This window comes from Escherichia sp. WS1265 (assembly GCF_046487585.1).
Taxonomy (GTDB): Bacteria; Pseudomonadota; Gammaproteobacteria; order Enterobacterales; family Enterobacteriaceae; genus Escherichia; species Escherichia coli.
This window is the reverse complement of sequence record NZ_JBJQJE010000001.1, coordinates 240,902-254,789: the sequence shown is the minus strand read 5'-3', so window position 1 is coordinate 254,789 and position 13,888 is coordinate 240,902. Positions and strand designations below refer to the sequence as shown.

The following is a 13,888-nucleotide window of genomic DNA, read 5'->3' as shown; positions in this document are numbered from 1 at the left end:
ATAACGGATGATGAAGATGCAATCGCGTAAAATCTGGTACTACCGTATAACCCTCATCATCCTGTTGTTCGCTGTGCTGCTGGCATGGGCGCTGCTTCCCGGCGTCCATGAGTTTATCAATCGCAGCGTTGCGGCGTTTGCCGCCGTGGACCAACAGGGTATAGAACGCTTTATTCAGTCTTACGGCGCACTAGCGGCAGTTGTCTCGTTCTTGTTGATGATTTTACAGGCCATTGCTGCACCGCTACCTGCGTTTTTGATCACCTTTGCCAATGCGTCGCTGTTTGGTGCGTTCTGGGGCGGCTTACTGTCGTGGACCAGTTCGATGGCCGGCGCGGCGCTGTGCTTTTTTATCGCCAGAGTGATGGGCCGCGAAGTGGTGGAAAAATTAACCGGCAAAACCGTACTTGACAGTATGGACGGCTTTTTTACCCGCTATGGTAAACACACCATTCTGGTATGCCGATTATTGCCTTTTGTGCCTTTTGATCCCGTAAGCTATGCTGCCGGTTTGACTTCAATACGTTTTCGCTCGTTTTTTATCGCCACCGGGCTTGGTCAGTTACCAGCGACTATTGTTTATTCCTGGGCGGGCAGCATGTTAACAGGCGGTACTTTCTGGTTTGTCACCGGACTGTTTATTCTGTTTGCCCTGACCGTGGTGATTTTTATGGCGAAGAAAATATGGCTTGAGCGCCAGAAGAGGAATGCCTGATGGGTTTACCGCCGCTTAGCAAAATTCCTTTCATTTTACGTCCGCAGGCGTGGCTGCATCGTCGCCATTACGGCGAGGTGCTAAGCCCGATTCGCTGGTGGGGGCGGATCCCGTTTATCTTTTATCTGGTGTCGATGTTTGTCGGCTGGCTGGAGCGCAAACGCTCACCGCTCGATCCAGTAGTGCGATCGCTTGTCAGCGCGCGCATTGCGCAAATGTGCCTGTGTGAGTTTTGCGTGGATATCACCAGTATGAAAGTCGCCGAGCGTACCGGCAGCACCGATAAACTGCTGGCAGTGGCTGACTGGCGGCAAAGCCCGCTCTTTAGCGATGAAGAACGGCTGGCGCTGGAGTACGCCGAAGCCGCAAGCGTCACACCGCCAACAGTCGATGATGCCCTGCGCACCCGACTGGCTGCGCATTTTGACGCTCAGGCGCTCACCGAACTGACGGCATTGATCGGCCTGCAAAACCTGTCGGCTCGTTTTAATTCTGCCATGGACATTCCCGCTCAGGGGCTGTGCCGTATTCCGGAAAAACGTTCTTAAGGAGGGAAGATGCGCCATTGTGGGTGGTTGCTGGGATTGTTATCGCTGTTTTCTTTGGCAACACATGCCAGTGACTGGCAGGAAATTAAAAATGAGGCCAAAGGGCAAACCGTCTGGTTTAACGCCTGGGGCGGCGATACCGCAATTAACCGCTATCTCGACTGGGTTAGCGGCGAGATGAAAACCCATTACGCTATAAACCTGAAGATTGTTCGTCTCGCGGATGCCGCAGACGCGGTGAAGCGCATTCAGACCGAAGCTGCTGCCGGACGTAAAACGGGCGGCTCGGTGGATCTGCTCTGGGTGAACGGCGAAAACTTCCGCACCTTAAAAGAGGCCAATTTATTACAAACGGGCTGGGCGGAGACTCTGCCCAACTGGCGCTATGTCGACACACAGCTGCCGGTGCGGGAAGATTTTTCAGTGGCTACAGAAGGGGCTGAATCGCCCTGGGGGGGCGCACAACTGACGTTTATCGCCCGCCGCGATGTTACGCCACAGCCACCACAAACGCCGCAAGCCTTACTGGAGTTTGCTAAAGCCAACCCTGGTACGGTTACCTATCCGCGCCCGCCAGACTTTACCGGCACGGCGTTTCTTGAACAGTTGCTGATTATGCTAACGCCAGATCCCACAGCATTAAAAGAAGCGCCGGACGATGCGACTTTCGCCCGCGTCACTGCGCCCTTGTGGCAATATCTTGATGCACTGCATCCGTATTTGTGGCGCGAAGGAAAGGATTTCCCACCTTCGCCCGCGCGGATGGATGCTCTGCTGAAAGCTGGCACATTGCGCCTGTCGCTGACCTTTAACCCCGCGCATGCGCAGCAAAAAATCGCCAGTGGCGATTTGCCGGCAAGCAGTTACAGTTTTGGTTTTAACGAGGGGATGATTGGCAACGTGCATTTTGTCACCATTCCTGCCAACGCGAATGCCAGTGCTGCGGCGAAGGTAGTTGCCAATTTCCTGCTCTCACCCGATGCGCAACTGCGTAAAGCAGATCCCGCTGTCTGGGGCGATCCTTCTGTTCTCGATCCGCAAAAACTGCCTGACGGGCAGCGCGAAACATTGCAATCGAGAATGCCGCAGGATCTGCCGCCGGTACTGGCTGAACCGCACGCAGGTTGGGTAAATGCGCTGGAACAAGAATGGCTACACCGTTACGGTACGCATTAATCTTTTTGCTGTGGGCGATGATGGCGGTGATTTATGCACCGCTGATCCCGGCAGCTCTCACGCTGATATCGCCTGCTTTGTCGTTGACACACTGGCAGGCGTTATTTGCCGATCCACAGTTACCGCAGGCATTAATGGCAACGCTGGTGTCGACAACCATCGCGGCGGTCGGGGCGTTGTTGATTGCCCTGCTGGTGATTGTGGCGTTGTGGCCAGGGCCGAAATGGCAGCGTATGTGCGCCCGTCTGCCGTGGCTGCTCGCCATTCCCCATGTGGCTTTTGCCACCAGCGCCCTTCTGCTCTTTGCTGACGGAGGGCTGCTTTATGACTATTTCCCATATTTCACTCCGCCAATGGACAAATTGGGTATTGGGCTGGGCTTCACGCTGGCGGTGAAAGAAAGCGCATTTCTATTGTGGATCTTAGCGGCAGTATTGAGCGAAAAACGGCTGTTGCAGCAACTCATTGTGCTGGATTCGCTGGGCTACAGCCGCTGGCAATGCCTGAACTGGCTGCTGTTGCCCTCCGTCGCGCCTGCGCTGGCAATGGCGATGCTGGCGATTGTCGCCTGGTCGCTGTCGGTCGTGGATGTGGCGATTATCCTTGGGCCAGGTAATCCCCCGACGCTGGCAGTAATTAGCTGGCAGTGGTTAACTCAGGGCGACGCCGATCAACAAGCGAAAGGCGCACTCGCCAGCCTGCTGCTGATGCTGTTACTCGCCGCCTACGTTTTGCTGGGCTATCTGCTATGGCGTAGCTGGCGGCGTACTATTCCCCGCGTAGATGGCGTTCGTAAGCCTGCCACGCCTTTATTGCCAGGCATTACGCTGGCGAGTTTTTTACCCTTAACCGGTGTACTGTGTGTGGTTCTGCTGGCGATCCTCGCGGATCAGTCGACGATCAATAGTGAAGCGCTCATCAACAGCCTGACAATGGGGCTGGTGGCGGCATTCATCGCTTTGGTCCTGTTACTGCTGTGGCTGGAATGGGGGGCAAAGCGTCGCCGGTTGTGGCTATGGTTGCCCATTTTATTACCCGCTCTGCCGTTGGTGGCGGGCCAGTACACGCTAGCGCTATGGCTGAACCTGGATGGGAGCTGGACGGCGGTGGTCTGGGGGCATCTGCTGTGGGTAATGCCGTGGATGCTGTTTATCCTGCAACCCGCCTGGCAGCGCATTGATTTACGGTTAATTTTGATTGCGCAAACACTGGGCTGGTCGCGGGCCAAAATCTTCTTTTACGTGAAATGCCCACTCATGTTGCGCCCTGCGCTGATTGTCTTCGCGGTGGGATTTTCAGTCAGTATTGCACAGTATATGCCGACGCTGTGGCTGGGCACGGGGCGTTTTCCGACGCTCACCACTGAAGCGGTGGCATTAAGCAGCGGCGGCAGCAACGGTATTCTCGCCGCCCAGGCTTTATGGCAACTACTGTTGCCGCTTATTATTTTTGCCCTGACCGCGTTAGTCGCAAAATGGGTAGGTTATGCCAGACAAGGACTCCGCTAATGCTCTGCGTGAAAAATGTTTCGCTACGTTTACCAGAAAGCCGCTTGCTGACAAACGTTAACTTTACGGTAGATAAAGGTGACATTGTCACGTTAATGGGGCCGTCTGGCTGTGGAAAATCCACTCTGTTTTCGTGGATGATTGGTGCGCTGGCCGGACAGTTTTCTTGTACAGGGGAGCTATGGCTTAATGAGCAACGGATTGACATGCTACCCACCGCACAGCGTCAGATTGGCATTCTTTTCCAGGATGCACTGTTATTTGACCAGTTCAGCGTCGGGCAAAATTTACTGCTGGCGCTACCGGCGACACTTAAAGGGAATGCCCGACGTAATGCCGTGAATGATGCACTTGAGCGTTCAGGCCTTGAGGGAGCTTTCCATCAGGATCCTGCCACTTTGTCTGGCGGTCAGCGAGCGCGCGTTGCTCTACTACGTGCCCTTCTCGCCCAACCAAAAGTGTTACTCCTGGATGAGCCATTCAGCCGTCTTGATGTGGCTCTGCGCGATAATTTTCGCCAGTGGGTGTTCAGCGAAGTTCGCGCCCTGGCGATCCCCGTCGTTCAGGTAACGCACGATCTCCAGGATGTTCCTGCTGATAGTTCTGTTCTGGATATGGCGCAGTGGTCAGAAAATTACAACAAACTGCGATAACGCAAAGTTTTTCCCAATGCGTCAGTTCAGAATGGCGCACTCAAAACTACAATGTCGGGATTTTCGATGAAACGTGTTTCTCAAATGACCGCGCTGGCAATGGCTTTAGGGCTGGCTTGCGCTTCTTCGTGGGCCGCTGAACTGGCGAAGCCTCTTACACTTGACCAGCTTCAACAACAAAATGGCAAAGCGATAGATACTCGCCCCAGCGCGTTTTATAACGGCTGGCCACAAACCTTAAATGGCCCTTCTGGTCATGAACCTGCCGCCTTAAACCTCTCTGCTAGCTGGCTCGACAAAATGAGCACCGAACAGCTTAACGCGTGGATCAAGCAACATAACCTGAAAGCCGATGCTCCGGTGGCGCTGTACGGTAATGACAAAGATGTCGACGCCGTCAAAACGCGACTGCAAAAAGCAGGTTTTACGCATATCTCCATTCTGAGTGACGCGCTAAGCGAACCTTCCCGTCTGCAAAAACTGCCGCATTTTGAGCAGCTGGTTTATCCGCAATGGCTGCACGACCTGCAACAAGGTAAAGAGGTTACGGCGAAACCTGCCGGTGACTGGAAAGTCATTGAAGCGGCCTGGGGCGCTCCTAAGCTTTACCTTATCAGCCATATTCCCGGCGCTGACTACATCGATACCAACGAAGTGGAAAGCGAACCGCTGTGGAACAAAGTTTCTGATGAACAACTAAAAGCGATGCTGGCAAAACACGGCATTCGCCATGACACCACGGTCATTCTGTACGGGCGTGACGTATACGCTGCAGCGCGTGTGGCGCAAATTATGCTCTACGCTGGCGTGAAAGATGTGCGCCTGCTGGACGGCGGCTGGCAAACCTGGTCCGACGCGGGTCTGCCCGTTGAGCGCGGAACGCCACCGAAAGTGAAAGCGGAACCGGATTTCGGCGTGAAGATCCCGGCACAACCGCAACTGATGCTTGATATGGAACAGGCGCGTGGACTGCTGCATCGCCAGGATGCATCGCTGGTGAGCATTCGTTCGTGGCCAGAATTTATCGGTACGACCAGCGGTTACAGCTATATTAAACCAAAAGGTGAAATAGCCGGAGCACGTTGGGGACACGCAGGTAGCGACTCGACGCATATGGAAGATTTCCATAACCCGGATGGCACCATGCGCAGCGCCGATGATATTACGGCTATGTGGAAAGCATGGAATATCAGACCAGATCAGCAAGTTTCATTCTACTGCGGCACCGGCTGGCGCGCGTCCGAAACCTTTATGTACGCACGAGCAATGGGCTGGAATAACGTCTCCGTTTACGACGGCGGCTGGTACGAATGGAGCAGCGATCCAAAAAATCCGGTAGCAACCGGTGAACGCGGCCCGGACAGCAGCAAATAACATTGCAATTACTGACGCTGGAGCGACTTCAGCGTCAGATACCCACTCCACACCCGCGTAAAGGTCGTCATCCAACACAGCGCACCAAATACCCACGCAAACCACGGAAAACAGGCCGGAAAGAGGCAACTCAGAACAAACAGCAAAATCGTCTCGCTGCCTTCGGTTAACCCGCCAAGATAATAAAACGATTTATGCGCATAACCGGGATTATCAATCTGATGTTTCGTCGCCAGCGCAGCAAAGGCGAGAAAACTGCTGCCCGTGCCGATAAACGCAAACAACAGCCAGCCTCCGGCCAGCGCGTTTTGTTCTGGTGCAGCGAGAATAAAACCAAACGGCACCAGCGCGTAAAAGAGAAAATCGAGAGAAATATCGAGAAAGCCGCCCGCGTCGGTAAGTCCTCTGCGCCGCGCCAGCGCACCGTCCAGACCATCAAGCAGCCTGTTCAACAAAATGACGACAAGCGCCGCCAGATACCAGCCCAGCGCCAGAAACGGCAGTGCCAGCACACCGATGGCAAATCCCACTAATGTTAAACCATCTGGCGTAATGCCCGGTTTATCAAGAACCCGCACGCACTGATGCAACAACGGTTTAATCCGGGGATGAAGATGGCGGTCTAGCACAGGCACTCCTTAAATATAAAGCCTTTCTGATTGAGCAACAGTGCGGATATTATGGCATTTTTCGCTTATCTACCCGTGTGTAATTTATGAAAATGGTTGAAGTTGTTGCCGCCATCATCGAACGTGATGGCAAAATTTTACTCGCGCAACGCCCCGCGCATAGCGATCAGGCGGGATTATGGGAGTTTGCCGGTGGTAAAGTCGAGCTGGATGAAAGCCAGCAGCAGGCGCTGGTGCGTGAGTTACGCGAAGAATTGGGCATCGAAGCAACTGTTGGTGACTATGTTGCCAGCCATCAGCGAGAAGTGTCGGGGCGGATTATCCATCTTCATGCCTGGCACGTACCCGACTTCCACGGGACGTTACAGGCACATGAACATCAGGCGCTGGTCTGGTGCTCACCTGAAGAGGCGCTGCAATATCCGCTGGCCCCTGCTGACATTCCACTATTAGAGGCGTTTATGGCTTTACGCGCCGCCAGACCAGCGGATTAGTGCTAAGGGTTTTGTCATCCCGCTGGCATTGCAGGAGTATTCCTTCGGCTTTAATTACCGCCCCTTCAGAATAATTTTGATCCTGATAAACGCAGCACTGAGTACAGGGCTGCGCTGACTGCCCGCCTGAACTGAACACTTCTGGCGGTACGTTCACCTCCACGTCCGGACGATAATGCGGGTTAGCCAGTGCAATTAATGGAAATGCTAATACTACGGCGAACAATGCTCGACTCACAGGGAACTCCTTAACGTTATTGTCTCTGCTACTGATAACGGTAGCCGGGTGGCAAAACTTTAGCGTCTGAGTTATCGCATTTGGTTATGAGATTACTCTCGTTATTAATTTGCTTTCCTGGGTCATTTTTTTCTTGCTTACCGTCACATTCTTGATGGTATAGTCGAAAACTGCAAAAGCACATGACATAAACAACATAAGCACAATCGTATTAATATATAAGGGTTTTATATCTATGGATCAGACATATTCTCTGGAGTCATTCCTCAACCATGTCCAAAAGCGCGACCCGAATCAAACCGAGTTCGCGCAAGCCGTTCGTGAAGTAATGACCACACTCTGGCCTTTTCTTGAACAAAATCCAAAATATCGCCAGATGTCATTACTGGAGCGTCTGGTTGAACCGGAGCGCGTGATCCAGTTTCGCGTGGTATGGGTTGACGATCGCAACCAGGTACAGGTCAACCGTGCATGGCGCGTGCAGTTCAGCTCTGCCATCGGCCCGTACAAAGGCGGTATGCGCTTCCATCCGTCAGTTAATCTCTCCATTCTCAAATTCCTCGGCTTCGAACAAACCTTCAAAAATGCCCTGACTACTCTGCCGATGGGCGGTGGTAAAGGCGGCAGCGATTTCGATCCGAAAGGAAAAAGCGAAGGTGAAGTGATGCGTTTTTGCCAGGCGCTGATGACTGAACTGTATCGTCATCTGGGCGCGGATACCGACGTTCCGGCAGGTGATATCGGCGTTGGTGGTCGTGAAGTCGGCTTTATGGCGGGGATGATGAAAAAGCTCTCCAACAATACCGCCTGCGTCTTCACCGGTAAGGGCCTTTCATTTGGCGGCAGTCTTATTCGCCCGGAAGCTACCGGCTACGGTCTGGTTTATTTCACCGAAGCAATGCTAAAACGCCACGGTATGGGTTTTGAAGGAATGCGCGTTTCCGTTTCTGGCTCCGGCAACGTCGCCCAATACGCTATCGAAAAAGCGATGGAATTTGGTGCTCGTGTGATCACTGCGTCAGACTCCAGTGGCACTGTAGTTGATGAAAGCGGATTCACGAAAGAGAAACTGGCACGTCTTATCGAAATCAAAGCCAGCCGCGATGGTCGAGTGGCAGATTACGCCATAGAATTTGGTCTGGTCTATCTCGAAGGCCAACAGCCGTGGTCTGTACCAGTTGATATCGCCCTGCCTTGCGCCACCCAGAACGAACTGGATGTTGACGCCGCGCATCAGCTTATCGCCAATGGAGTTAAAGCCGTCGCCGAAGGGGCAAATATGCCGACCACCATCGAAGCGACTGAACTGTTCCAGCAGGCAGGCGTACTGTTTGCACCGGGTAAAGCGGCTAATGCTGGCGGTGTAGCAACATCGGGCCTGGAAATGGCACAAAACGCTGCGCGCCTGGGCTGGAAAGCCGAGAAAGTTGACGCACGTTTGCATCACATCATGCTGGATATCCACCATGCCTGTGTTGAGCATGGTGGTGAAGGTGAGCAAACCAACTACGTGCAGGGCGCGAACATTGCCGGTTTTGTGAAGGTTGCCGATGCGATGCTGGCGCAGGGTGTGATTTAAGTTGTAAATGTCTGATGGCGCTACGCTTATCAGACCTACAATTGGGCACAATTCATTGAAATTACGCTCTAATGTAGGCCGGGCAAGCGCAGCGCCCCCGGCAAAATTTCAGGCGTTTATGAGTATTTAACGGATGATGTTCCCCAGGGAACATTTCTGATGGGCCAACGGCATTTCTTACTGTAGTGCTCCCAAAACTGCTTGTCGTAACGATAACACGCTTCAAGTTCAGCATCCGTTAACTTTCTGCGATAGCAGCAGATATGCCAGTAAAGAAATCCCATTAGACTATTTTTTTGATAATCTTCTTCGCTTTCGAACAACTCGTGCGCCTTTCGAGAAGCAAGCATTATATAATGCCAGGCCAGTTCTTCTTCAATTGTCCCGTTTTGAAAAGCTGTGCTCGATATCGAGATCATCCATGATAATTCCGCCGCCCATATTAGCTTCGCCGAGGATTTACCGGAGCAATGATTAGCGCAATCAGAGATATAGTCAGAGGGGAAAACAGCAAATTTATTCAACAAGGCGATAACCTGCTCTGGGGCTTCCTCCATGTTCGCTTTAAAGGTATTGGCTCCATGGTCGCCAGAAAGAAAATGCTCCATTAAGGCACAATAACTTTCGCTATCTTCGATACCCCATTGATCCTCTAAAGACACGCGTCTTTTACTGATGATATCGATCGAATCAAAAGGAAGCACATGATATTGAAAGGTATCTTTGCCAGGCTCAGGCTTTCGCGGCCAGAACTCCAGCGTTTCAGACCATTGCTTATGATAGAATCGATAAGGTGCGATCAATTGTAGCGCCTGTAATTTCTCGATAATGAGCGGCTCAATACCTTTAGCCTGATAATAATGCAGTTGTTCTTTTTTTGCTTTAAAACCGGCCCGAACAATAAGCCCCATCATAATTAATAGATAAAGAAAAGAGCATCCCGCGGTAATCAGTCCTCTTTCATTCAAACCGTTGGATGTTATCGCTGCGAATACAAACATTACAGCGACAACACCTGTTAAATAAAACCCCCACTTACAAAGCAGCATGGCCTTATTTTTTTTAATCATCCGTTCAAAATTACTATTAAATATTTCCCAGCCATTGAAAGAATACTTCGCGCTCCCAGGATGGTTTTGTAATAAAACTTTTTTCATCACATTCCCTGTTATTACATACTTTAGAGGCGATAATTTTATCCATGCAAAAAAATATCCAACGAATTTTCTTGATCCGCTGGATATTTCAGAATAAGACTCGAATAGCACGAAAGATTCGCGCGCTTACGCTATCGCCCCGCTTCCGGCTTCATCTGCTGGCGGACTTTTTTTCGCACTACGTTTACGCGGAGCCGCCTTTTTCTTATCAGCACTGCCACTGCCCGGAGCCACTATGCCGCGAAACTGCCGCACCGGCGTACGTTTGGCTTGATCAATTAGCTGATGCAGCGTCCCCACCAGCGGCTGCATAAAGTCCTGATAGCGACACTGCTTTTCGCTGATTTGCGTCAGCACCGATTCCCAGTGCGCGGTCATGTCCGGTCGCGTCGCCATCTCTGGCAGCGAATGGAATAATGCTTTTCCGGCGTCGGTGGAGTGGATATAGCGCCCTTTTTTGGTCAGGAAGCCTCGCTTGAACAGCAGTTCAATAATCCCGGCGCGAGTCGCTTCTGTCCCCAGACCATCGGTCGCACGAAGGATCTTTTTCAGATCTTTGTCCTGCACAAAACGTGCTATCCCGGTCATCGCTGAAAGCAGTGTTGCATCGGTAAAATGGCGCGGCGGCTGGGTTTGCCGCTCTACCACTTCACCTTTTTCACACAGCAACTCATCGCCTTTCGCCACCACAGGCAGCGGCGTGCCGTCGTTTTCTTCATCGCGCTCTTTGCTGCCTAACAGTGTGCACCAGCCTGCTTCAGCAAGAAAACGGGCTTTAGCGACAAATTTGCCTTTGGCAATGTCCAGTTCGATAACACACTTGCGGAACACCGCATCCGGGCAGAACTGCATCAAGTACTGACGGGCAATCAGGTTATAGACCTTCGCTTCGTTCTCCGTCAGGTTGATCGCAGAACTCCGTGCGGTCGGGATGATGGCGTGGTGCGCATCGACCTTTTTGTCATCCCAGCAGCGGTTGCGTATATCTGGATCGACCACTGGCTGCGGTAACAACCCCGGTGCATGAACGCTGATGGCATTCATCACTGCGTGGCGTCCGGCAAAATGCTCTTCCGGCAGATAGCGACAATCGGAACGCGGATAAGTGATTAGCTTGTGCGTTTCGTACAACTTCTGGCAGATATCAAGCACGTTCTGCGCGCTCAGACCAAAGCGTTTTGCCGCTTCAATCTGCAACGCCGAAAGCGAAAACGGCAGCGGTGCGGATTCTGATTCCCGTTTATCGTTATAGCTGGTGACAATAGCCGGTTGGCCGCTGATGCGGTTGACCACATGCTCCGCCAGCGGACGATGTAACAAGCGCCCTTCTTCATCCTGATAAGGTTCACACGCTTCGCTCGGTTGCCAGATAGCGGTAAACCGCTCATCGGCAGGTGTCACGATATGCGCTTTGACTTCAAAGAAATCTTTCGCCACGAAGTTTTCAATCTCTTCGTCGCGGCGCACCACCAGTCCGAGTACGGGCGTCTGCACGCGTCCCACGGAAAGTACGCCCTGATAACCCGCATTGCGACCGAGAATGGTGTAAGCGCGGGTCATATTGATGCCGTACAGCCAGTCGGCTCGGGCTCGCGCCAGCGCAGAAACGCACAACGGCACAAACTCACTGTTGGAACGAAGACGGTCGATCGCCCGCTCAACCGCCTGCGGGTTCAGGTCGTTTATCAAGCAACGCTGCACCTGCTGGCGCTTTTCCGGTGCCAGTTGCAGATAGTCCAGCACTTCATCCACCAGTAATTGCCCTTCGCGATCCGGGTCACCGGCGTGAACGATTTCGCTGGCTTCATGCAGGAAGCGTTTGATGACATTAAGTTGTTTGGTCACGGAGGGTCGGGGCTGTAATTGCCACTTTTCCGGGACAATCGGCAAATCAGCAAGATTCCAGCGCGCATAGCGGCTGTCGTAGGCGTCTGGCTGCGCCTGCTCAAGCAGGTGACCGATACACCAGGTCACCACCTGACCATTACCGCACTCGATAAAGCCATCGCCTTTCCGGTGCGGTTTGGGCAGGACATCAGCAATGGCGCGCGCCAGACTCGGTTTTTCGGCAATAAACAACCGCATTGAATTAACGGATCTCAACCATGGCACGACCGCCGCGCGCTGGCACCAGTTCGCCAATCGCCGTCAGTTCAATGCCAAACTCGGCGGCTGTAGCTTTGACCTCATTTTCTGCTTCCGGCATGACCGCCAGCAGCAGACCGCCAGAAGTTTGCGGATCGCACAGCAGATCGCGCACTTCACGCGGCATTTCACCCATCAGATGACCGTAGCTGGCAAAGTTACGTTCGGTGCCGCCAGGCACTGCGCCCAACTTAATGTACTCTTCAACCCCCGGCAGTTTCGGGATCGCTTCATAGTCGACGCGCGCCTGCACACCAGCCCCCTGACACATTTCGCTTAAATGCCCCAGCAGACCAAAGCCCGTAACGTCGGTCATCGCTTTTACGCCTTCGATGTTGGCAAAGGACGCGCCTGCGATGTTCATCCGGCACATCACTTCCGTCGCCAGTCCCTGATGTTCTGGTTTCAGCAGTGATTTTTTCTCAGCCGTGGTAAGAACGCCGATCCCCAGCGGTTTCGTCAGGAACAGTTTACATCCGGCTTGTGCGGTACTGTTTTTCTTCACTCGCTCGGTCGGTACGATCCCCGTTACCGCCAGACCAAAAATCGGCTCCGGCGCATCGATGGAGTGACCGCCAGCCAGCGCAATACCCGCCTGACGGCATGCATAGCGTCCACCTTCGGTTACTTCGCGGGCAATTTCCGGGGAAAGTTTGTTAATCGGCCAGCCGAGGATCGCAATCGCCATAATCGGTTTGCCCCCCATCGCGAAGATATCGCTGATGGCGTTAGTCGCCGCAATGCGGCCAAAATCGAAAGGATTATCAACGATCGGCATAAAGAAGTCGGTGGTACTGATAACGCTGGTACCATTGCCCAGATCGTACACCGCCGCATCGTCGCGGGTTTCATTACCCACAAGCAAATTCGGATCAACAAACTTCGCCTGCTCACTGTGAAGGATGGTTTCCAATACTTTTGGGGAAATTTTACAGCCGCAACCAGCTCCGTGGCTGTATTGGGTCAAACGAATCGAGTTCTCGCTCATGGACATCTCCTGTCAATGCAATCCGGGTATGGTAACCCTCATTCCGTGAAGTGATAAGTGAGAGTGTCTGAATTCCTACGCCTTTGCTCACAATCCAGACAGTTTCGCGACAATTATCAGAAATAAGTTACAAACGGCGTCGGGTCCGGGACGTTTATCGACGTAGATGCTTTCAGCTGCGGCGTGCCGAGGTAGAGAAAACCGACAATTTTATCCTGCTCACGGCAACCGAATGCTTCACGCACTACCGGACTTTCAGTTAATGCGCCACTGCGCCAGATGCCGCCAAACCCCTGGGCAACTGCTGCCATTTGCATCGCCATGACCGCGCATCCCGCAGACATTTCCTGTTCCCAGCGCGGGACTTTATGATTCTCTTCGCATTTTGCCGCCACCGTTATGATGAGCGGTGCGCGGAACGGCGCATTACGCGCTTTGTCGATAGCTTTGTCATCACTACCGGCAGCAATCGCCCCCTGCTCCAGTACAGCGCTGAATCGCTCGCGCCCTTCCCCTTCAATCACAAAAAAATGCCACGGTTGCATGGACTTATGGTCCGGCGCACGCATACCCGCACGCAGGATGTTTTGCAGTTGTTCACCCGTTGGCGCGGGTTCAGCCAGGCGGGAGGCGCTACGGCGATTGATCAATAGTTCGAGTGCATCCATTTGATTAACTCCTGTC

General features: G+C 52.9%; 14 protein-coding genes. 8 read left to right on the top strand and 6 right to left on the bottom strand.

From position 1 onward, the window contains the following. The first annotated feature begins 7 nt into the window (after positions 1-7). The 6 genes from ACJHX3_RS01275 (at position 8) to ynjE (ending at position 5,974) form a co-directional block, all read left to right on the top strand. Entirely contained in the window at positions 8-715 is a 708-nt protein-coding gene (locus ACJHX3_RS01275; protein ID WP_094308308.1) for a TVP38/TMEM64 family protein, read from the top strand. Beyond that, positions 715-1,263: a carboxymuconolactone decarboxylase family protein gene (locus tag ACJHX3_RS01270; RefSeq protein ID WP_000524080.1), complete on the top strand. Its 549-nt coding sequence runs from the start codon at positions 715-717 to the stop codon at positions 1,261-1,263. The genes ACJHX3_RS01275 and ACJHX3_RS01270 overlap by 1 nt, the downstream gene beginning before the upstream one ends. Positions 1,264-1,272: 9 nt before the next feature. Further along, complete coding sequence (locus ACJHX3_RS01265) at positions 1,273-2,439, top strand: ABC transporter substrate-binding protein (RefSeq protein ID WP_094308307.1); 1,167 nt, start codon at positions 1,273-1,275, stop codon at positions 2,437-2,439. Then, positions 2,412-3,947, top strand: coding sequence for an ABC transporter permease subunit (locus ACJHX3_RS01260; RefSeq protein ID WP_094321989.1), 1,536 nt, complete (start codon positions 2,412-2,414; stop codon positions 3,945-3,947). Before ACJHX3_RS01265 ends, ACJHX3_RS01260 begins: the two co-directional genes overlap by 28 nt. After that, a complete protein-coding gene (locus ACJHX3_RS01255) occupies positions 3,947-4,600 on the top strand; it encodes an ATP-binding cassette domain-containing protein (RefSeq protein ID WP_094308305.1) in 654 nt (217 codons plus the stop codon). The genes ACJHX3_RS01260 and ACJHX3_RS01255 overlap by 1 nt, the downstream gene beginning before the upstream one ends. Before the next feature lie 66 nt (positions 4,601-4,666). Continuing rightward, a complete protein-coding gene (gene ynjE / locus ACJHX3_RS01250; RefSeq protein ID WP_094308304.1) occupies positions 4,667-5,974 on the top strand; it encodes a thiosulfate sulfurtransferase YnjE in 1,308 nt (435 codons plus the stop codon). Between the two features lie 8 nt (positions 5,975-5,982). Here ynjE and ACJHX3_RS01245 read toward each other — a convergent pair whose 3' ends face one another. After that, on the bottom strand, positions 5,983-6,603 hold the full coding sequence (locus ACJHX3_RS01245) for a CDP-alcohol phosphatidyltransferase family protein (RefSeq protein WP_094308303.1): 621 nt from the start codon (positions 6,601-6,603) through the stop codon (positions 5,983-5,985). Between the two features lie 86 nt (positions 6,604-6,689). On the opposite strand from ACJHX3_RS01245, the gene nudG reads away from it, so the two are divergent. After that, a complete protein-coding gene (gene nudG, locus ACJHX3_RS01240) occupies positions 6,690-7,097 on the top strand; it encodes a CTP pyrophosphohydrolase (protein ID WP_025210556.1) in 408 nt (135 codons plus the stop codon). On the opposite strand, the gene ACJHX3_RS01235 is transcribed toward nudG, so the two are convergent. Next, positions 7,063-7,335: a YnjH family protein gene (locus ACJHX3_RS01235; protein WP_000085240.1), complete on the bottom strand. Its 273-nt coding sequence runs from the start codon at positions 7,333-7,335 to the stop codon at positions 7,063-7,065. The genes nudG and ACJHX3_RS01235 overlap by 35 nt on opposite strands. Positions 7,336-7,570: 235 nt before the next feature. On the opposite strand from ACJHX3_RS01235, the gene gdhA reads away from it, so the two are divergent. Continuing rightward, on the top strand, positions 7,571-8,914 hold the full coding sequence (gene gdhA / locus ACJHX3_RS01230; protein WP_024216554.1) for an NADP-specific glutamate dehydrogenase: 1,344 nt from the start codon (positions 7,571-7,573) through the stop codon (positions 8,912-8,914). 116 nt (positions 8,915-9,030) lie between these two features. Here the strand turns inward: gdhA and ACJHX3_RS01225 are convergent, their stop codons facing one another. From ACJHX3_RS01225 to ACJHX3_RS01210, 4 genes are all read right to left on the bottom strand, one after another. Then, positions 9,031-10,071 (bottom strand): DUF1266 domain-containing protein, encoded by a 1,041-nt coding sequence (locus tag ACJHX3_RS01225; RefSeq protein ID WP_094308302.1) that lies wholly within the window; start codon positions 10,069-10,071, stop codon positions 9,031-9,033. A gap of 126 nt (positions 10,072-10,197) precedes the next feature. Next, the gene (topB, locus tag ACJHX3_RS01220; protein ID WP_094321988.1) at positions 10,198-12,156 is read right to left on the bottom strand and encodes a DNA topoisomerase III; all 1,959 of its coding nucleotides are present in this window, start codon (positions 12,154-12,156) and stop codon (positions 10,198-10,200) included. A gap of 4 nt (positions 12,157-12,160) precedes the next feature. Next, positions 12,161-13,204 carry a selenide, water dikinase SelD gene (selD, locus tag ACJHX3_RS01215; protein ID WP_001295485.1) on the bottom strand — a complete coding sequence of 348 codons (1,044 nt, stop codon included), beginning with the start codon at positions 13,202-13,204 and terminating at the stop codon, positions 12,161-12,163. Positions 13,205-13,320: 116 nt separating this feature from the next. After that, the gene (locus ACJHX3_RS01210; RefSeq protein ID WP_094308300.1) at positions 13,321-13,872 is read right to left on the bottom strand and encodes an NAD(P)H nitroreductase; all 552 of its coding nucleotides are present in this window, start codon (positions 13,870-13,872) and stop codon (positions 13,321-13,323) included. Positions 13,873-13,888 lie beyond the last annotated feature (16 nt).

Excerpts from the sequence above, each read along its gene's own strand:
- ACJHX3_RS01225 (WP_094308302.1), bottom strand. The coding sequence starts at position 10,071 with ATGAAAAAAGTTTTATTACAAAACCATCCTGGGAGCGCGAAGTATTCT.
- selD (WP_001295485.1), bottom strand. The coding sequence starts at position 13,204 with ATGAGCGAGAACTCGATTCGTTTGACCCAATACAGCCACGGAGCTGGT.
- ACJHX3_RS01265 (WP_094308307.1), top strand. The coding sequence starts at position 1,273 with ATGCGCCATTGTGGGTGGTTGCTGGGATTGTTATCGCTGTTTTCTTTG.
- ACJHX3_RS01255 (WP_094308305.1), top strand. The coding sequence starts at position 3,947 with ATGCTCTGCGTGAAAAATGTTTCGCTACGTTTACCAGAAAGCCGCTTG.
- ACJHX3_RS01275 (WP_094308308.1), top strand. The coding sequence starts at position 8 with ATGATGAAGATGCAATCGCGTAAAATCTGGTACTACCGTATAACCCTC.
- ACJHX3_RS01270 (WP_000524080.1), top strand. The coding sequence starts at position 715 with ATGGGTTTACCGCCGCTTAGCAAAATTCCTTTCATTTTACGTCCGCAG.
- ynjE (WP_094308304.1), top strand. The coding sequence starts at position 4,667 with ATGAAACGTGTTTCTCAAATGACCGCGCTGGCAATGGCTTTAGGGCTG.
- gdhA (WP_024216554.1), top strand. The coding sequence starts at position 7,571 with ATGGATCAGACATATTCTCTGGAGTCATTCCTCAACCATGTCCAAAAG.
- nudG (WP_025210556.1), top strand. The coding sequence starts at position 6,690 with ATGAAAATGGTTGAAGTTGTTGCCGCCATCATCGAACGTGATGGCAAA.
- ACJHX3_RS01210 (WP_094308300.1), bottom strand. The coding sequence starts at position 13,872 with ATGGATGCACTCGAACTATTGATCAATCGCCGTAGCGCCTCCCGCCTG.
- topB (WP_094321988.1), bottom strand. The coding sequence starts at position 12,156 with ATGCGGTTGTTTATTGCCGAAAAACCGAGTCTGGCGCGCGCCATTGCT.
- ACJHX3_RS01260 (WP_094321989.1), top strand. The coding sequence starts at position 2,412 with ATGGCTACACCGTTACGGTACGCATTAATCTTTTTGCTGTGGGCGATG.